The following is a 17,780-nucleotide window of genomic DNA, read 5'->3' on the forward strand; positions in this document are numbered from 1 at the left end:
TCTCCCTCCTTTGGCGGAAGAATTCATTCTATTTCCGATTAAATCATAGGCGACAAAGTTTTACAATATTTCTTGTTTTGGATAAAAGAAACAATTTGCATTTGTGAAAAAAGTACAAATAAAAAGGGGTAGTCCATATGAAGAATTACGAGGTTATTGTTATCGGCGGCGGACCGTCGGGTTTGATGGCGGCAATCGCTGCCGCGGAACAGGGGGCAAAGGTTGCTTTGCTTGATAAAGGGGACAAGCTGGGGCGCAAACTCGGCATTTCAGGAGGCGGACGGTGCAACGTTACCAACGCCAAGGAGATTGATGAGTTAATCACCTTTATACCTGGAGGCGGGCGTTTCCTGCACAACGCCTTCGCTTTGTTCGGCAATCGGGATATTATCGCATTCTTTGAAAACCTGGGGATTCCTTTGAAGGAAGAGGACAACGGAAGAATGTTTCCGGTATCGGACAAGGCCAAGACGGTCGTTGACGCCCTGATCGGCAAAGCCAGATCACTGGGGGTAACGCTGTTGACCCATCATCCGGTCCGGGAACTGTTATTCGGTGCCGAAGGTACGGAGGGCGTTAAGCTGACAAATGGCGAAAAGATTGGCGCAAAGTCGATTGTGGTGGCGACCGGAGGGAAATCCGTGCCCCATACCGGATCGACTGGGGATGGTTATCCATGGGCAGAAGCTGCGGGGCACACGATTACAGAGCTGTTTCCTACCGAAGTACCGATCAACTCGAAGGAACAGTTTATTGTCAGCCGGGAGCTGCAAGGCTTGTCCCTCCGCGATGTGAAGCTGTCCGTTCTGGATCCGAAGGGTAAAACCGTTATTTCCCACCGGGGAGACATGATCTTCACTCATTTCGGACTCTCGGGGCCGATCGCCCTGCGTTGCAGCGGATTTATTCGCGGAGTCAAGAAGAAACATCAGGTATCCGAAGTCACCATGTCCATAAATTTGTTTCCCGACCGTTCCTCCGGGGACCTGGAATCCTTTCTGCGCAAAATGACCGCAGCCGAACCTAAAAAGGCATTGAAGAATGTTCTTAAAGGAACAATCCCGGAGCGGTTGCTTCCGCTTCTGTTCGAAAGAGCCGGGCTCCCTGGTGAAACCACCTATGAACATCTTCCAAAGGAAGCTTGGCTTGCCTTCGTATCCGAGATGCAGAACCTCCGGATTCAGGTAACCGGAACCCGTCCGTTCGAAGAGGCGTTCGTCACCGGCGGCGGCGTAAACCTGAAGGAAATCAATCCGAAGACGATGGGCTCGAAGCTGATGTCCGGTCTATTCTTCTGCGGCGAGGTACTCGATGTCCACGGATACACCGGCGGATACAATATCACGGCAGCCTTCGCCACCGGGTATACCGCCGGTCATCACGCCGCGAAATCGGCGCACGGGGAGTTCTAGTACGAGTTCAAAAAGTCAGGTTTTCAGGACCAAGAAGGTTGGATGAAGCCAGGGGCTGAGTAGCGGAGCGTACAGGAGGTACGTGAGCAACGGAAGGCCCGGCTGAATTCAAGATTCGACGTCGAACCAACTTCATGGTCTGCTTCGTCGTGGAAAGATGACTTTTTGAACAACCTCTTATAAGCTCCCCGTGCGCCGGTATCCGGACGGGAAGAGCCTCGACATCGTTCCGGCGACCCGGGCAATGAGCAGTCCGGCCGGAATCCCGACCAGGGCTCCCCACCAAGCCTGGAGCAAAGCGGCACCAAGCACGCAGGTGATGACAACGACCGCCGGATACAGCAGCAATGCCATCAGTTGGGTTGCACAGCGGTATTCGGTATGCTCGGCAACCGGCAAAATGTCCATGAGATCCCGGATAAAAAATGAACGGCGATGTCCGTTCAGCCAATAAACCAGGAGCACCAGCAATGCGGCATATACGATGAGATTTACCGGGTATGCCGGAAAATAAACCGCTATGCAGCTGAACAACGTGAATTGTCCATACAGCTTAAGTTCCGGACCTCTGAAAAAGGATTTGAACGCCGTTTCCGCGATCCGGTCCTCCGGCTTGCTGGAACGGAGTAAACGTCCGCCGCGCCGGAATAGCCAAGGCCGGGTCCGCACCGCGGGAGGACGATCCACGGCCCCGGACAGCAGCATGCCGGTCAGCGACGTCTTTTGCCGCTCATCCTCGCGAATCTCGGCGTCAAATCTTCCGCGGAGGCGAAAGAAGCGAATCCAAGCGAGCAACAAGGCCAGAGAAATGCAGAGGATCAGGGTTGCCGCGGATGCCGCCGGGCTACCCATCCCCCGCAGCATCCAAAGGGTGAAGCTTCCCCCCAGCACGCTGAATGCGATCGACTTCAACACCATCTGCCTCCAGCCGGACCAGCGTACATTTATCAGGTTCGACAAGAGCAGATGTACGGTTTTAAAGCCGCAGGTCACGGCCAACAGCACCAAAATATCAGGCAGTCCCATATCATAAACCCGGCTCAACAACGGAGCGATCAGCACGAAGCAGGCGCCGATCGCGGTAAAGCTGCCGAGCATCGAGGACAGCGTGCCTCCGATCATCATGCCTTTCAGCCAACGCGGACGCTGCTTCAGAAATAGCACATCAGCGGCTTCGATATACAAGACCAGACCACCAAAGGCATAGATCAGGATGAGCAGCAGCCCGGATAAGGCGGTCAACGGCAAGCTCTGAAGCCATAGGGGAAGTTCCTCCCTCCAAAGGCCGAAATAACCCCTCCCCAGCAGAAGCAGCCCGGGAATGCCAAGATACAGCAAGACGATGCCGTCAAAAGTGTACCGCAGAATCGCCAATTGCTTTCCCCAGTGATCGGCCCATCTCCTTAATAATAATCGCCGGACATTCATTTCGGCCGTAATTCGAAACATCGTCTTCCCTCCTTCCCGCCCATCAAGTCAGCACGTCGAAGCAGTCAAACAGAGGCGCTCCCGGAAGCCCTGCGGTCCGGCGGATCTCATCCAGCGTTCCGCTGGCAGCCACCTTGCCGTCAGCCATCAAAATAAAATCATCGCAAATGCGCTCCGCCGTGTCGAGAACATGGGTGCACATCAGGACTCCGGCTCCCCTTAACCGCTCCTCTTCCAATAGCCCGAGAAAATCTTTCGTGGCTCGTGGATCCAAACCTATAAAAGGCTCGTCCACGATGTATACATCCGGTTTCAGAAGAAAGCCGATCATTAGCATCATCTTTTGGCGCATCCCTTTGGAGAAGCCCCCCGGAAGATGATTCCGAACTTCGGTCATTCTGAATTTCTCCAGGAGGAGAAGGCTCTCGCGTTCGAATTCCCGCTCGTCCATTCCATATACCGCAGCGGCCAGGCTTAAATGCTCCCATAATGTCAATGTATCGTAAAAAACCGGATGCTCGGGGACATAAGCATACTTGTCCGAGCTTCCGGTAAAGCTCACATTTGCTTTTACCTCCGGGAGCAGGCCGAGAATCGCTTTTAATGTCGTGCTTTTGCCCGCACCGTTAGGACCGATCAAGCCCGTTAATTTCCCTGACTGTACATGAAGGGTGACATGTTCAATTTTAGGTTTGCCGGCCTCGTAGCCGGCTTCCTCGATTTCTACCCGCAGCAATGGCTCTGTCATATGCTTCCCCCGCTTCTTTCTGCCGACTGTTTTCCTTCTCTTACTACGTTTCGTTCGTCCCCAAGGTTTCGCCGGGTGATTGCGTGAGCCGCGATCAAGCAGTCAGTTCCCGCTCCAAAATCAGCGGGCTGAGCAAAAAGTAGCTTTAAAAATTAAATCTGAAAATTGTGATAAATTATATTTTTTTAAAACTTTCCGTGTTCTAAGATAACAATGATCCTAACTACTTTAAACACTGTGAAAATATAGAAAGAGGCGGGATGAACATGTTGAAAACCGAGGAACGCGGAACCGATTTGTCGCTTCATCTGTACCGGGTATTTGCCAAGTCGTTCAAAAGCGTCAACGAGCATGCCGTGACAGGAAGCAAAATTCAAGGTTTCAATCCAACGGCTTTTGCCGTAATGGAAGTGCTTTATTACAAGGGAGCGCAGCCGATTCAGCAAATCGGTGCCAAGCTGCTGCTGCAAAGCGGCAATGTCACTTATGTTATCGACAAGCTGGAATCGGCCGGATACCTGCACCGCACCCCTTGCCCGCGTGACCGGCGCGTTATTTTTGCCGAGCTCACACCGAAAGGCAAGGATTTGATGGACCAGCTATATCCCGAATTTTCAGACCGGATCGATCACGCGCTTAGCGGATTGAACGAAGACGAAAAGCAGGTCATGATTGAGCTGCTCAAGAAAATGGGACGAGAAGCCGAGAAATTGGCCCCGCTCGCCCGGAAGTAGAGTCATAGTCCGTTTCCGGTGCATCGGAAGATGTTATCGGGAAAACAGCAATAAACAGCAAAACGGCTTGATCGGGAAGTATCCTGATCAAGCCGTTTTTTGTTCCTAATGCGAAGGGTCCATGTCTCTCTCTTTGTTATGATTGCGGACGTCATGTGTACGGCGGTCATTGACATCCTGCTGCAGCTGCTGTGCCTGGTGGCTGTTTACGGGAGATTGCTCCAAGTCGTGAACGACATTCCCCAGGTTTTTATCGCCGGCAAATCCTCTGGCTTTCGTCATCCGGGCAGTCCTCGCTTTCTCAATTAGGCTTTGTAATCCGTTGAAGGGCCTGGGCACATTCATGAAGATGACGGACATAATCCGAGGTCATCTCCTGAATTTTCTCGCTCCGCTCATTGACGGTCTGCCCGTCCCTTTCCACATCAACCAACGCCACGGAAACCTCGCGCGTATCCTTATAAGAACATTCGAAATCGAACGAGTAAAACTGGCGGCCCGCCGCATTGATATGAATACGGAGTCCTTGCGGATTTCCGAGATCGGCCTCCACCTGCGCCGAATCTCCCGGGTTCAGATATTCCGGCAGTTGCTGCTGCCACGCATGGACGAGCGAGCCTTGATCCAGACTCAATTCCTCATTCATCCTAACACCTCCCCTTTCCCGTTATGGTGTGGAGGAAGCTGCTGTTTTATACCTCTTCCGGTTCAGGCGCTTTGCTGCGAAGACCGAGTGCGGAAACTACGCCGAGGACCGCTATAATTGCCATAATGATAAACAAAGTATGGAGACTTCCGCCAAGCACATGCTTCAATTCCGCCCACAATTCCTTCGGCAGGAGGTGAACCTTTTCCGGGGACAACAGGTTGTTGATGTCATCCTGGGAGACCTGGGTGCCTGAAGGCGTGCCTTTAGCGGTTCGGGACACGATCCCGAGATTGATCAAGGTACCGAATACCGTAACTGCAATCGTCTGGCCGATCGACTTAACGAACGAGTTAAGCGCATTGGAAGCACCGCGCAGATTGTAGTTGACGGACGATTGGGCGATGATCGTGAACACCGAGAATGAAAACCCGAATCCTAAACCGTACAGCGCATTAAAAATCAGCATCACGTAAATCGGCGTTCCTTCATGAATAAACGCCATACCGCCTGCACCCACGGCGATAATCAGCATGCCGATGAGCGACGTTAGCCGCGACCCGCGGCTGATAATCCAACGCGACCCGATGATCGACCCCAGCATCCAGCTGATCGACATCGGAGCGAGCACCAGGCCGGAAATGGTGGCGTTTTTCCCGAGAACGCCCTGTACCCATAAAGGAAGATACGAGGTAAGTCCGATCAAAAGAGCGCTCGCCAGCAAACTGGCGACATTGGAATAGGCAATATCGCGGATGCGGAACAATTTCAATGGAACGAGCGGTTCCTCCGCTTTTTTCTCCACGATAAAGAACAGCGCCAGCATCACTGCCGCAAGAACGAATATGCCGATTAACAGCGGCGAATTCCAGGCCAATTGCTGGCCACCGGTCGCGAGACCGAACAGCAACGCCGTTACGCCGACCGTAAAGGTGACCGCTCCGCTGATGTCGACCTTCACTTTTCGTTTCACTATATCTTCTTTTAAATATTTTATGATGAAAATGAGCGACAAGAGCCCGAATGGCACATTAAACCCGAAAACCCAACGCCAGTTGAGCGAATCGACAAAATAGCCGCCGAGCAAGGGGCCGATCAAAGAAGAGATCCCCCAAACCGAGCTGATCCAGCCTTGAACCTTCGCTCGTTCGTTAATGGAGTAAATATCGCCGATAATCGTAAACGTGACCGGAGTCAAAGCACCGGCGCCGATCCCCTGGATCGCCCGGAACAGGATTAACTGCTCCATGCTTTGCGAAAGCCCGGATAATAGCGAACCGGCCAGAAACAATACCGAACCGATGACAAACACCGGTTTTCTTCCGTACAGATCGCTGATTTTGCCAAAAATCGGCGTCGTTACAGCCATCGTAAGCAAGTAGGCGGTAAACACCCAGCTTAGCAGTTCCACTCCTCCCAGATCCCCGACGATTCTCGGCCCGGCCGGACCGATTACCGTACCTTCAATCGCAGCCAGGAACGTGGAGAGCAGCAAACCGATTAAAATATAATTCCTTTTTAGTGCGGTACCCAAAATAATGACTTCCTTTCTCAAACCTCTATGCGTGCAGACTTTTATAAGACAATTAATTATATAGGAAGCCCTTCTAAAAATAAAGACAGCATACCTCCAGGCGAAAGCCGGAGACTGCTGTCCGGATGAAGTTAATTTTCCCGAAGTTTGCCGTTATCGAGCGTCCATATTTTGGTCTGCTCCCCAGCAAAAAACTCGGGTTCATGCGTAATCATCAATATGGCCGTCCCCTCGGAAACCGCCTTCCGGCACAAGGCCGACAGCAAGCGGGCGCCTGCGTAGTCCGTGCCTGCCGTCGGTTCATCCAGCAGGATGAGCCTCTTCCCGGTCATGAACCCGGCCGCGGCGCTCAGAAGGCGCTTCTCTCCGCCTCCAAGCACATAGGGCGAAGCTTGCTCCCGGCCTTCCAGACCGATCATCCGGAGCATTTCCTTCGCCTTCAGAAGCAATGGCTCAGGGGTTGCATCCTTGGCGCGAAGCTTCAAAGAGCAACGCGGTCCGTAAAGCAGCTCGTCCAGCACCGTCGAAGCGACAAATTGCTGATCCGGATGCTGGAAGACATAGCCGATGTCCTCCGCTAATTCGTACAAGGAGCTGCGCGAAGCATCGCGGCCTCTCCAGAAGATGGCTCCCGAAGGTGCCGGAAGCAAGCCGAGCATCAGCCGGGACAGCGTTGTTTTGCCCGATCCGTTGTCCCCGCGCAGAATATGCCATTCGCCTTCGTGAATCCGCATGTGCACATCCTTCAGCACGGCCGGTTCCGTCAGATCCGGCCTGCTGCCGGACCGCCTCCGGCCCTTTGCCCCGTAGGCAAAGGAGAGCCCGCGCAGCTCCAGCAGCGGAGCTGCGCCGGGCCGGGCTGCCGCCGCCGCTGCGGGCGAAGCCGGAGCCTGCGGGCTGGCGGCGTCTTGCAGCTCCCGGCTGCCTGCGGCCGGGGCCGCCTCTCCGCGCGGCGCTTCGCCCGGCGCCTGCGGCAGCAACCCCAGGCCGCTTAGCAGCGGGCGCTGATCGCGCAGTAACTCCGCGGTCGCGCCGTCCGCCGCGACGCGGCCGGCGGCCAGCACGACCAGCCGCGTCGCGGCCAGGGCGAGCTCGTCCAGCCGCCCCGTCAGCGTCACCAGCGTCCGGCCGCTCTGGTGAAGCCGGCGCAGCAGCGCCAGCAGACGCTGCCTTGACGCCGCGTCCAGGCTTGCCGCCGCCTCGTCCAGCACGAGGATCGGCGGCTCCAGCGCCAGCACGGACGCGACGGCTGCACGCTGACGTCCCCCGCCGGACAGCTCGTTCACGTTGTCCCGGCGGCGTTCCAGCAGATCCGCGTCCTGCAGCGACGCGGTCACCCGCCGCTCGATACTTTCGACCGGCAGGCAAAGATTTTCCGGGCCGAACGCGACCTCGTCCTCCAATCGGCCTTGGACGAGTTGAGCGTCCGGGTCCTGAAAGACGATGCCGATCACGCCGGCCAAATCCGCGATCTCCGCCGAAGCCGGGTCAAGTCCGCCTACCGTAACCCGCCCTTCCCGGGAACCGCCTCCCGCCCGGGGAAGATATCCGCTTAGGAGACCGCCCAAGGTCGATTTCCCGCAGCCGCTCGGTCCGGCGATCGTTACCCATTCCCCTGCGCGAATGGCGAGAGAAATTCCATCTATAGCCGGGCCGGCTTCACCTTCAAAGGTATAAAATACATCTTGCAAAGCTATCGCCAAGTTGCCGTCTCCCGATTGAGCAAATACGGAAGAAGAAACAATTGAATTTTTCATCTAACCCTCGACGCCCCGCTTGACGGCATACCGCCGCAAAAGTCCGCTGCGTGCCAGCGCGTCTCCGATCAGCTTGGACAGCAGACCGCAGAGCACCATCCCGCTGAGAATACGAACCGCCAGCGCAATCAAGAGGATATCCGTTCCCCATTTCATATAACCGAACATCCGGGCCGCGAAGAAAAACCAAATCGGCACCAAGGCCCCGCCTGCCAGAAGCATGACTGGAAAACTCCATTTTCTGTAACGGAAAAAAGCAAATATCGCTTCGGCGACAACCATATAACACGCCGCGGCCACAAAACAGGATGCAATCCCGTAGGCCGAGCCCATAAACGCCTGTACCACCGCTCCAATTCCGTATGTAATGACCGCCGTCCCCGGCTTGCGGATGATGTAGCAGGCAAGCAAACCATAGATCATATATAGGCCGGTTACTGTCGAAGTGGCGATCGGTCCTCCGAGTCCGTTTAGTGCCATATTCAAGGGCGAAAGATACACCGTCATTACCGCATTGGCGGCAGCCAACATCGCCATCAACACTATATCCAGGGTTGTAAACGCCTTAAAGGTGATCTTCCCCTTACTAGCATTTGCATATTCCTTCATATTCGTCATCCTCTCCGCTTCATTGTAAACCGCGTTTTTTAAATATAGGTTGACAATGAAGATTCGTCAAGGCTTTCTTTGCGGGTTCGCGCCCGATTCATTTATATAAGAAACCACAATCCCGTTGCGGCAGCGATGCTGATAATCATAAGCGCGTACCCCCCGGCTGAAACCTTGACCTCACGCAAAAAAGTTCGGCTTCTATAGGCTCCAAACCCTTTGGTTTCCATCGAGCCTGCGGTCTGCTCCACACGCCGGATTGCCCCCGCGAACACGGCTACCAGATTTTCGCGCCAAACCCCAAATCTCTCCCCGATTCCCCGAGGTTTCCGGCCATAGCGAATCTTACGGGCCTCGGCGGCACTCCTTCTTTCCTGTTCCAAAAGCGGAAGAAACGTAAGCGCCATCGATATTCCGAACACAAACCGGTACGGCAGCTTAAGCCGGGTCGTCATCATAATAACGAAGTCCTGAGGATCGGTCGTCTCAATATAAATCAGCGACGAAATAAACAGGCAGAACATCCGGAGCGTAATCGCCGCCGCATATAGAATCGCTTCAAACGAGATACGAATTCCGCCAAGCACCAAATATTCTCCTCCCCCAGGTGAGGCGAGTGTTGTCAGAACGAACAACGGCAACCCGAAAACGGCAATATAGCCCATCCGGCTGGCCAGCCTTCCCCAGGACATTCCCGCACCGGACAGAGCGGAGACCGTAAGCAAGAGCAGCAAACCGCACAAAGGCAGCGGCTTGTCCCAATGCATAGCCAACATCGCGATGCAAAACAAAGAGATCAGCTTGCTAAGCGGATCAAGCTTATGTAGCGGATATTGGCCTTTTTTCCTCACTCCGGCATTCCTCCCCTTCCCTCAGCGTCCGTATTCTCTCTTCAAAAGAGAGTATATCAACAGATCGACAAAGCCCTCTTCCGTTTTCTGATACTCGCGCAGCAATCCTTCTTCCCGGAAGCCAAAAGCCTGAAGCAGCGACCTTGACGAATCATTCCTCGGATCTACCAGCGCCTCGATCCGGTTCAGCCCCATCGTTCCATATCCGAAGGGCAGCACCATCCGAAAAGTTTCGGACATATAGCCCCGGCCCCAATATTCACGTCCTAAATCATAACCGATCTCCCCGCGGTAGGCGCCGGCCAGCTCCCAAACATTGAAGCCGCAGCTCCCGATCAGCCTGCCGGTCTCTTTCAATTCAATTCCCCAGCGCAGGGTATCCTCGCTCTCGGAAAGACCGTTCAGCAAATTGATCATTTCGTAAGTATCCTCGATGGAGGCAAACGGAGGCATATTCATATACCGTACTACCTCGGGATCGCTCCAGTAACGGAACATCTCACGGGCATCCTTCTTTTCCATCCGCCGCAAAATCAGCCTCTCGCTTTCAAGCACCGGAATCTCTCCGCCGCATTTATACATCGGAATCCCCCTGACAGAACGTTGTTTGTTTCATCTACCGCTTCCCATTCATTTATATAATCACATAAGCCGGCAAGCCGTCAAAGCCGGAATCCCCCTTAAAATCCAGGGTAACCGGGATCATTAAAAATCGGATTACGCGATTTTCCCGCCTGTTTTTCGGTGATACTATTTACAGAAGAATTAACATGACAACGATGGGATGGGAAAAGGAGGACGCCTCTTATGATTTACTCTATGATCATGGTCCCCGTATTCTTGCTGCTTGCCGTTAGCGGAATAACGAGGTTCGCTTTTCGCCAAATCACCCAAATGAAACTGCAAACTCATGATAGAATATTCAATTACTTGGAAACGACAGGGGTCTACTCCCGTGAACAATTCAACAATCTGAAGAAACAGGAAGTGAAGGTTACCTCTAAGGATGGATTGACGCTGAGCGGCTATACTCTGGAGCCTCATCCCGGGGAAAAGCAATGGATGGTCATCGTCCATGGTTACACAGTATCCCTGCATGTTTCCGCGCAGTATATCGAAATGTTTGAGCGAGAGGGCTTTAACATACTGTTGATAGATCAGCGGAGACACGGAAACAGCCAAGGCATCTATACCACCTACGGCTTTATGGAAAAGTTCGATGTCGAAACCTGGGTTAGCTGGATTTTGGAGCATTACGGGGAGGAGTGTGTTATTGGGCTGCACGGGCAATCGTTGGGCGGGGGAACCGTGCTGGAGTATCTCGCCATCGCGGACCCGCACGTCAAATTCGTGATCGCCGACTGTCCTTATTCCGATCTCAGCCGGTTGATGTACCACCAGGTACGGGTTCTCAACAAGATCCCTGCATTCCCTCTACTAGGACTCGTCAACAAACGGATGGAGCGTATGGCCGGGTTCCGCATGGAGCAGGTCAGCCCGCTCAAGGCTGTAGAGAACAGCAAGATGCCTGTCCTGTTCGTACATGGAACAAAGGATAATTATGTGCCTACCTATATGAGTGAGGAATTGTTCGAGCGAAAGCCCGAGCCCAAGCAGCTTCTGCTGGTGGAAGGGGCGGTCCATGCCAATGCCTATGGCGTGAATCCGCAGCGTTATGCCGAGGAGGTTCATACTCTAATACTGAATGCATTGGAAAAAGAAGAGGCACCCGCAGGTTCTCCTCAGCTCTGCAATCCGTCACAGACAGCAGCAACCGTAGCTACAGCTACAGCCACAGCCACATAAGATAGGCTCATCTCCCAAGCATTTGATTCTGAGCCATCACAATATACTGATCCAGTCTCTGGCTCAATTCCACTACCGTAACGCTGTTGAAATCTTCCCGTTCGGCAGCGTTCATTAATTCGGACCGCAGATGCTCAATCATATCCATCAGTTCGCCGCTGACCTTCGGGCGCCCCGGCGTTCGATTGAAGCTCTTGAAGGAGGGATAGACCATGCAATTCACCTTCTTTATCTTCATAGAGAGGTTGTTCAAACCTCCAAACCTGTCTTTTGAATTCGTACTTAAAGCCCATTTTAATGCATGATGCAAAAAACATATTTTGCAAATTTTAAAAAATTTAGCACACTTTGTCGTTGCGTGTAAAATTTTTAACTAAAAAAAGGAGGCTGACTCTCAGGTGTAAAAACCTTTTGAGACAGCCTCCTTGCCACGCCTTCGCCTAGACCGAATTTACGCCGGCCTTGTCTTCCTTCTCCGGCTGATTCACTGTATCGCACAGCTTTTTCAGCACGGTTCGGATCTCCTTCAATTCTTCCTTCCCAGCGCCGGTCATCGAGTATACATCATCATGAGAGGTGAGAAAATTGTCTTCCGCTAAACGTTCCAGTTCCTGCTTCACTTCGCGCTCTCCCACTTTATACCCTTGCGCCTCCAATAGCGGAAGCGTATCGCTAACAGTAAGATCCTCAAGCGTAGCCTGATGGAGCATATGAATTCGAATAAACAAATTTTGCACGTCGGCGCGCATGATGTTTTCCCCTTTCCGGCGTTAGATCGTTCAATTTTAAATTACCCTGCGGAAAGTAGGCGGAAACAGCAATTATTCAGTATAATGAGTTGTACAGATAAAGGAGGAATTCCAGCTATGTTTCATGCCGCTGAACTTGCAGGCTCCCGCGAGGAGCAACAGAACGAAGTTCTGTCCCAGCTACAAGCGCTGATCGAAGGAGAGCGGAGCGCCGCCGCCAACCTGGCCAACGCCTCTGCACTTCTCCATTACTTTTTACAGGATATTAACTGGGTAGGCTTTTATTTATTCGACGGGCGCGAGCTGGTACTGGGTCCGTTTCAAGGCCTTCCGGCCTGCATTCGTATACCCATGGGCAAAGGCGTGTGCGGAACCAGCGCCGAACGCCGTGAAACGCTGCGTATCGAAGACGTCCATGCCTTTCCAGGGCATATCGCCTGCGATGCTGCGTCGAACAGCGAAATCGTCATTCCGCTTGTAAAGGAAGGCCAGCTTCTTGGCGTACTGGATATCGACAGCCCGCTAAAAGGGCGATTCGACGAATTGGACCAGTCGTTCCTGGAACGCTTCGCCGGGCTTCTGACAGAGCAGCTCGAAACTCCGCTCGCCCTGTTCTAGATCGCAATATAATCGTGTCTCAGACTGCAATAACAATGGCCTTGCTTGGAGCAGTTCTTCTCCAAGAAGGCCATTATTCATACCAGCTACATCTTCAAGGGCCGTTCGTTCCCTCGTTTAAAATTGCCTGTCGCTTTCGCCAAAAGCAACTGTAATTCCTTCTCATCTTTCGCCGCGTTTACTTTTTCCAGAAAGCGTTCCGCCTCTTTCCCTTTTAACGTTTTAACCACTTTACCGAAGTACTCCAAAAATACAGCTCCGTTTTTAGCCGTCCGGTATAGGAAGGGGTGCTCTTCCAGCTTGTTCCTCTTGTCGATTCCGTTCATCTCGTTTATTATTCCTCTCCCGCTTATTGCTCGCCCGGTCTCCGGATGATTTCCAATCCCTCCACATGCCGCTTGCCCATCAGCTTGCGTTTCTTCCGGTTTTCCTTGGAGTCCAGCACGATGTCCAAATCATAATCCTCCGGATAGAGCTCTTCCTTCTTCAGATAAGGCTTAAGTCTTTTGCGGTTTATCTTCACTCTTTGCTTTTGAATCATCACCCCGACGATTCCTCTGGAATCCTCGGGTTCGCAGACGATGCCGATTTTGCCGAAGGCCGTGACGAATACGGCGTCACCAACCTCAAATTTCACCGGTGGCGTCTTCCCTTCACTTACTTCAGCCGGAGTGTCCTCTTGTTCCTTTTCTCTTTCTTTGGAGGTAAGAGCAGCCCTCTCCTCTTCTTTCCTCCAGTGAGCATTCTGAGCAACCTCACTTTTCCTTTCAGATTCCGGAACAATTTCATCCCAGAGCGAAACCTTACCGCCCTCGCCGATCTGGCGGCTTACAATATGCTGGGATCTGGCAATAATATCGGCCTTGATCCCCAGTTTCCTGGCGATTTCGATCGCATAGCTTTGACCGGACCGCCCGATCGTCAGGCGGTACAGCGGCCGCAGCGTCTCGGCGTCAAATTCCATTCTGGCGTTCTCGAAGCCCTCCGCTCTGGAAGCGAACGTCTTAAGCTCATTGAAATGCGTCGTCACCAGAACGGTAGCGTTCTTACGGCTGAATTCCTCCAAAATGGCGATCGACAAGGCGATTCCTTCCCCCGGATCGGTTCCCGCTGCCAGTTCGTCGATCAGCAGCAAGGTATGCGGCCCCGCCTCTCTTAGCATCGACACCAGGCTCTGGATTTGAGCTGAGAACGTACTGAGCGACTGCTCCAGATTTTGCCCGTCCCCGATAACAGCCCTGATGCCGCGGTATACCGAGAATTTGCTCCCCCGCCCAACCGGGACCAGCAATCCCGACTGCACCATGAGCGCAAGCAGGCCGAACGTTTTCAGCACAACGGTCTTCCCGCCCGTATTGGGTCCCGTAATAATCAAGGTCTTATAACGTGCGCCGATCTCCAGATCCAGCGGCACCATGCTTGCCAGCAGCTTCGGGTGTCTAGCTTCCCGGAGCACAGTCTCTCCCCGGTCGTTCAATTCAACCGGAACCCCATTGATGGAAGCCGCATATTTCGCCTTGGCGAAAATAAAATCATAGGTCCCTGTAATCTCGATGTTCCGTGCGATCTCATCGGCCTCTTTTTCCACCAGATCGGTCAGATAGCCGAGAATTTTGGCCTCCTCCCTGGCTTCTTCTCCTTGCAGGGCCTCCAGCTCCCCTTGCAGGGCAGAAATGTCGTCCGGCTCCATAAACACCGTCTGCCCGCTGGTCGACTGATCCAGCATCCGGCCTTTGACTTGTCTGTAGAACTCCTTTTTCACCGGAATAACATATCTTCCTCCTCTCACGCTGACGATGTTCTCCTGCAAAATGGAGGCATACCGTGACATGACGGATTGAAGCCTTTTACCGATCTTTTCCTTGATCATCTCGATCTTCCGGCGCACCTTCTCCAATTCCCGGCTCGCGTCATTCATAATCACGCCATGGCGGATACAACGCAGAATCTCCTGCCTTACCGTAGGAAGGTCTCGCAGCGAGGATGCATATATGCCGATTTGCCAAGCCGCTTCTCCCTTCGATTCGATGTATTTCTTCAATTGGCCGCAGCTTTGCAAAAAGGTCGACACCGCCATTAAATCCTGTTCCTTAAACAAATATCCCGTACCCATCAGCGACATGACCAGTTCGATTCCGTCCAGGGACGGAAGAGGAACGCTGGAGCCTTTTCCGAGCAGCTCGCGGGCCTCTGCGGTTTCTCCCATCGCCCTCTCAATCGTTCTGAGCTCCTCCATTGGCGCTAACTTCTCAATCCTCGCCCGACCTTCGTACGATACGGCAAAGTTTATCAGTTCCTGTTTGATGCTTTCATATTCCAACATGTTTAAAGTGAAATTCTCCATTAAGGTTGAATACCTCCCGATTTGATGTAATTCGATAACAAAAAAAGGGCAAAAGACAGCACGAATGCCATCCTTTGCCCTTCTTCTCCCGCAAGCAGTAAAAATGTTTGCCCCTCGTAAACTCAAAAAAAGCCGCGCTGATAAACAGCACGGCTTCGGCTTCGTTCTCCGAAGAAACAAACAGCGGTCAAAGCGCTGAATGATGTTCTGCGTGTGTTCTTAACTAAATCAATAGACTGAAATGGGCGCAAAAAATAAAGGGACCTTTCTCTCCCGAAAAAAAAGCGGAAGACACCATTCCCGAGCGACCTGTCTTACAGTCCATATGAAGTTAATTAGTTAAGAACGTTCACCGACATCAAAATCTCTCCTAATCAGAGGTTAAAATCCTACTTGCGGATGTCTTCAATTTACCAAAAACAGCGGGTAGAAGTCAATAACGCCAACAAAGGAATGGTTACCTGTGTTTATCATGGAATTTCTTGCTAAATGTGTGAATTGATTTATTTTCATCTTTGATTCATTTCATGTATGATATTAAGGGTGTTTGAAGTGTAATCGCTGAGTTAAATATTAAACAAATAGAGATAAAGCGAAAGGATGGATCGTACTGTGTCCGCTCTAAACCGTATCAGGCTGGGCAATACAAAGCCGTTTGTCTTTTTTACCCTGATCATGATTCTTAAAACGTATTTGGCCTGGGTCTCCATTTTTGACGGTATCCCGCCATGGGGCCCGCTGTTGAAGGAGCTTCCGTTCATCTGGATTCTGTTCTGCCTCATTGAATGGTTCTCTTCCAAACGTAAAATGGGCATTTATCTGACGGTCAACCTCATCGTCACCGCCGTCTTCTTCGCCGCTATCATGTATCATAAATATTACGGTGTCATCGTTACTTATCATGCGCTTCAGCAAGTCAACCAGGTTACAGCGGTCAGTAACAGCGTGTTTTCCCTGCTGGCACCTTACTATCTGTTAATTTTTGTGGATATCGTCATTATCGGCTTCTGGCTGCTTCGCAAAAAAAGAGCCGAGAAACTGAAAGCTTATTTTAATATGAAAAGACTGCGTACCGGCGCCCTCGCGGCTGTCTTCGGCATTTCGATCGCACTCTGCATCTTCAACGTTTGGCCAAACCGGGCCAGCATGAACGAAATCAAGCAGGCCGAGCAAATGGGCATTCTGAATTACGAAACTTACGCGATCTTCTCCAGCAAGCAAGAAGAACTGGTGGACAAGAAACAAATTACACAAGCCAAGATCGACCAGCTGAAAGGGGTAAGTCAGCCGGCTGAACCGAAGTATTTTGGCGCGGCAAAAGGGAAAAACCTCATAATCATCCAGTTGGAGTCCTTCCAAAACTTCCTGATCAACTTAAAGATCGATGGACAGGAAGTTACGCCGGTCATGAACTCGCTGGTGAAGGATAATCAGTATTTCAAGCACTTTTATCAAATGGTCGGCCAAGGGAATACATCGGATGCCGAATTCGTAGTGAATTCTTCATTCTACATTCCTTACAACGAAGCCGCCACGCAGAACTATCCGGATAAAGAGCTGCCGAGCCTTCCGAAGATGATGAAATCGGAGGGTTATGATACCGCAACGTTCCACACGAATGTGGTTGAATTCTGGAACCGCGGCGAATTATACAATGCGCTCGGCTTCAACCGGTATTACGATCAAAAGTTCTTCGGACAAGAAGATACGGTATTCTTCGGACCTTCCGATGAAGTGTTGTACAAGAAAACCGCTGAAGAGCTAGACAAAATGCAGCAAGCCGGCAAGCCGTTCTATTCCCAGGTTATCTCTATGACTGCGCATCATCCGTTTACGATGCCTCATGACAAGGACCGGATTACACTGCCTGAACGTTTCCAAGACAACATGGTCGGCGATTATATTCGTTCCCAGAATTACGCAGACTATGCGCTTGGCCAATTTATCGACGATCTGAAGCAAAGAGGAATATGGGATAACAGCGTCGTGGTCATTTACGGCGATCACCTCGGACTGCCGATGTACTCGCTGGACAAACACGGCCTGGAACTGATGCATGAAATCTATGGACGCGATTATGGATACATCGATATGATCAATATTCCGTTGATCATTTCCGCTCCTGGCGTTGCCGAACCAACTGTCCACGAAAATGTGGGCGGACAGGTCGATATCCTGCCGACAGTCGCCAATCTGATGGGAATATCACTGAAGGACCACATCCATTTCGGAGAAGATATTTTCAATCAAAGCTATAACCTGATTCCACAACGTTACTACTTGCCTTCCGGCTCGTTCCTGAACGATAAAGCCTTGTTTATGCCGGGCGTCTGGTACGAGGACGGAACCCAGTATCCGTTCGCCGAGGGCGGCGTGAGTCAGGCATTGACGACGGAGAATGAATATAACCGGGCGCTGGAACTTCTGCGCATGTCCGACAGCTACGTGAAGCAGCTTCCCGACCGGGTGAAGGAAACCAAGTAAAAGAGACTTCGACCTATAGTTATAAATTTAAAGCCGTGAAAAGGGGCTGCCCCCTTTTCA

18 protein-coding genes are annotated in these 17,780 nt (G+C 52.1%); 5 read left to right on the top strand and 13 right to left on the bottom strand.

Annotation, left to right across the window (positions count from 1 at the left end; genetic code table 11):
• The first annotated feature begins 137 nt into the window (after nucleotides 1-137).
• Nucleotides 138-1,412 carry a BaiN/RdsA family NAD(P)/FAD-dependent oxidoreductase gene (locus tag KJS57_RS15840; RefSeq protein ID WP_213655541.1) on the top strand — a complete coding sequence of 425 codons (1,275 nt, stop codon included), beginning with the start codon at nucleotides 138-140 and terminating at the stop codon, nucleotides 1,410-1,412.
• 177 nt (nucleotides 1,413-1,589) lie between these two features.
• Here the strand turns inward: KJS57_RS15840 and KJS57_RS15845 are convergent, their stop codons facing one another.
• A complete protein-coding gene (locus tag KJS57_RS15845) occupies nucleotides 1,590-2,861 on the bottom strand; it encodes an ABC transporter permease (RefSeq protein WP_213655542.1) in 1,272 nt (423 codons plus the stop codon).
• A gap of 22 nt (nucleotides 2,862-2,883) precedes the next feature.
• The gene (locus tag KJS57_RS15850) at nucleotides 2,884-3,588 is read right to left on the bottom strand and encodes an ABC transporter ATP-binding protein (protein WP_213655543.1); all 705 of its coding nucleotides are present in this window, start codon (nucleotides 3,586-3,588) and stop codon (nucleotides 2,884-2,886) included.
• A gap of 266 nt (nucleotides 3,589-3,854) precedes the next feature.
• Here KJS57_RS15850 and KJS57_RS15855 point away from each other — a divergent pair, with 266 nt between their 5' ends.
• Entirely contained in the window at nucleotides 3,855-4,322 is a 468-nt protein-coding gene (locus KJS57_RS15855) for a MarR family winged helix-turn-helix transcriptional regulator (RefSeq protein ID WP_211023739.1), read from the top strand.
• Nucleotides 4,323-4,427: 105 nt separating this feature from the next.
• Here KJS57_RS15855 and KJS57_RS15860 read toward each other — a convergent pair whose 3' ends face one another.
• The 7 genes from KJS57_RS15860 to KJS57_RS15890 all read right to left on the bottom strand — a co-directional run bounded on the left by KJS57_RS15860 (nucleotide 4,428) and on the right by KJS57_RS15890 (nucleotide 10,301).
• Nucleotides 4,428-4,604, bottom strand: a complete 177-nt coding sequence (locus KJS57_RS15860) for a hypothetical protein (RefSeq protein ID WP_211023741.1) — start codon at nucleotides 4,602-4,604, stop codon at nucleotides 4,428-4,430.
• A 19-nt stretch (nucleotides 4,605-4,623) separates the two neighbouring features.
• Nucleotides 4,624-4,968: a hypothetical protein gene (locus KJS57_RS15865; RefSeq protein ID WP_211023743.1), complete on the bottom strand. Its 345-nt coding sequence runs from the start codon at nucleotides 4,966-4,968 to the stop codon at nucleotides 4,624-4,626.
• 46 nt (nucleotides 4,969-5,014) lie between these two features.
• Nucleotides 5,015-6,502, bottom strand: coding sequence for an MDR family MFS transporter (locus KJS57_RS15870; protein WP_211023745.1), 1,488 nt, complete (start codon nucleotides 6,500-6,502; stop codon nucleotides 5,015-5,017).
• Nucleotides 6,503-6,633: 131 nt separating this feature from the next.
• On the bottom strand, nucleotides 6,634-8,259 hold the full coding sequence (locus tag KJS57_RS15875) for an ABC transporter ATP-binding protein (RefSeq protein WP_213655544.1): 1,626 nt from the start codon (nucleotides 8,257-8,259) through the stop codon (nucleotides 6,634-6,636).
• Nucleotides 8,260-8,868, bottom strand: coding sequence for an ECF transporter S component (locus KJS57_RS15880; protein ID WP_213655545.1), 609 nt, complete (start codon nucleotides 8,866-8,868; stop codon nucleotides 8,260-8,262).
• Between the two features lie 101 nt (nucleotides 8,869-8,969).
• Complete coding sequence (locus KJS57_RS15885; RefSeq protein ID WP_213655546.1) at nucleotides 8,970-9,719, bottom strand: energy-coupling factor transporter transmembrane component T family protein; 750 nt, start codon at nucleotides 9,717-9,719, stop codon at nucleotides 8,970-8,972.
• A gap of 21 nt (nucleotides 9,720-9,740) precedes the next feature.
• Complete coding sequence (locus tag KJS57_RS15890; RefSeq protein WP_213655547.1) at nucleotides 9,741-10,301, bottom strand: GNAT family N-acetyltransferase; 561 nt, start codon at nucleotides 10,299-10,301, stop codon at nucleotides 9,741-9,743.
• Nucleotides 10,302-10,526: 225 nt separating this feature from the next.
• On the opposite strand from KJS57_RS15890, the gene KJS57_RS15895 reads away from it, so the two are divergent.
• Nucleotides 10,527-11,525, top strand: coding sequence for an alpha/beta hydrolase (locus KJS57_RS15895; RefSeq protein ID WP_213655548.1), 999 nt, complete (start codon nucleotides 10,527-10,529; stop codon nucleotides 11,523-11,525).
• A gap of 7 nt (nucleotides 11,526-11,532) precedes the next feature.
• Here KJS57_RS15895 and KJS57_RS15900 read toward each other — a convergent pair whose 3' ends face one another.
• Together KJS57_RS15900 and KJS57_RS15905 are read right to left on the bottom strand one after the other, a co-directional pair.
• Nucleotides 11,533-11,739 carry an aspartyl-phosphate phosphatase Spo0E family protein gene (locus KJS57_RS15900; RefSeq protein WP_213655549.1) on the bottom strand — a complete coding sequence of 69 codons (207 nt, stop codon included), beginning with the start codon at nucleotides 11,737-11,739 and terminating at the stop codon, nucleotides 11,533-11,535.
• 226 nt (nucleotides 11,740-11,965) lie between these two features.
• Nucleotides 11,966-12,274 carry a hypothetical protein gene (locus KJS57_RS15905; RefSeq protein WP_211023757.1) on the bottom strand — a complete coding sequence of 103 codons (309 nt, stop codon included), beginning with the start codon at nucleotides 12,272-12,274 and terminating at the stop codon, nucleotides 11,966-11,968.
• Between the two features lie 117 nt (nucleotides 12,275-12,391).
• On the opposite strand from KJS57_RS15905, the gene msrC reads away from it, so the two are divergent.
• A complete protein-coding gene (msrC, locus tag KJS57_RS15910) occupies nucleotides 12,392-12,892 on the top strand; it encodes a free L-methionine (R)-S-oxide reductase MsrC (RefSeq protein WP_213655550.1) in 501 nt (166 codons plus the stop codon).
• A gap of 86 nt (nucleotides 12,893-12,978) precedes the next feature.
• Here msrC and KJS57_RS15915 read toward each other — a convergent pair whose 3' ends face one another.
• The gene (locus KJS57_RS15915; protein WP_213655551.1) at nucleotides 12,979-13,218 is read right to left on the bottom strand and encodes a hypothetical protein; all 240 of its coding nucleotides are present in this window, start codon (nucleotides 13,216-13,218) and stop codon (nucleotides 12,979-12,981) included.
• 23 nt (nucleotides 13,219-13,241) lie between these two features.
• Nucleotides 13,242-15,236, bottom strand: coding sequence for an endonuclease MutS2 (locus KJS57_RS15920; RefSeq protein ID WP_213655552.1), 1,995 nt, complete (start codon nucleotides 15,234-15,236; stop codon nucleotides 13,242-13,244).
• Nucleotides 15,237-15,848: 612 nt separating this feature from the next.
• Here KJS57_RS15920 and KJS57_RS15925 point away from each other — a divergent pair.
• On the top strand, nucleotides 15,849-17,720 hold the full coding sequence (locus KJS57_RS15925; RefSeq protein WP_213655553.1) for an LTA synthase family protein: 1,872 nt from the start codon (nucleotides 15,849-15,851) through the stop codon (nucleotides 17,718-17,720).
• Nucleotides 17,721-17,780: the final 60 nt, after the last annotated feature.

The sequence above is a fragment of the Paenibacillus vini genome, assembly GCF_018403325.1.
GTDB lineage: Bacteria > Bacillota > Bacilli > Paenibacillales > Paenibacillaceae > Fontibacillus > Fontibacillus vini.

Coding starts and splice junctions, on each gene's coding strand:
- KJS57_RS15840 (WP_213655541.1), top strand. CDS start 138: ATGAAGAATTACGAGGTTATTGTTATCGGCGGCGGACCGTCGGGTTTG.
- KJS57_RS15845 (WP_213655542.1), bottom strand. CDS start 2,861: ATGTTTCGAATTACGGCCGAAATGAATGTCCGGCGATTATTATTAAGG.
- KJS57_RS15850 (WP_213655543.1), bottom strand. CDS start 3,588: ATGACAGAGCCATTGCTGCGGGTAGAAATCGAGGAAGCCGGCTACGAG.
- KJS57_RS15855 (WP_211023739.1), top strand. CDS start 3,855: ATGTTGAAAACCGAGGAACGCGGAACCGATTTGTCGCTTCATCTGTAC.
- KJS57_RS15860 (WP_211023741.1), bottom strand. CDS start 4,604: ATGACGAAAGCCAGAGGATTTGCCGGCGATAAAAACCTGGGGAATGTC.
- KJS57_RS15865 (WP_211023743.1), bottom strand. CDS start 4,968: ATGAATGAGGAATTGAGTCTGGATCAAGGCTCGCTCGTCCATGCGTGG.
- KJS57_RS15875 (WP_213655544.1), bottom strand. CDS start 8,259: ATGAAAAATTCAATTGTTTCTTCTTCCGTATTTGCTCAATCGGGAGAC.
- KJS57_RS15880 (WP_213655545.1), bottom strand. CDS start 8,868: ATGAAGGAATATGCAAATGCTAGTAAGGGGAAGATCACCTTTAAGGCG.
- KJS57_RS15890 (WP_213655547.1), bottom strand. CDS start 10,301: ATGTATAAATGCGGCGGAGAGATTCCGGTGCTTGAAAGCGAGAGGCTG.
- KJS57_RS15895 (WP_213655548.1), top strand. CDS start 10,527: ATGATTTACTCTATGATCATGGTCCCCGTATTCTTGCTGCTTGCCGTT.
- KJS57_RS15900 (WP_213655549.1), bottom strand. CDS start 11,739: ATGGTCTATCCCTCCTTCAAGAGCTTCAATCGAACGCCGGGGCGCCCG.
- KJS57_RS15905 (WP_211023757.1), bottom strand. CDS start 12,274: ATGCGCGCCGACGTGCAAAATTTGTTTATTCGAATTCATATGCTCCAT.
- msrC (WP_213655550.1), top strand. CDS start 12,392: ATGTTTCATGCCGCTGAACTTGCAGGCTCCCGCGAGGAGCAACAGAAC.
- KJS57_RS15915 (WP_213655551.1), bottom strand. CDS start 13,218: ATGAACGGAATCGACAAGAGGAACAAGCTGGAAGAGCACCCCTTCCTA.
- KJS57_RS15920 (WP_213655552.1), bottom strand. CDS start 15,236: ATGGAGAATTTCACTTTAAACATGTTGGAATATGAAAGCATCAAACAG.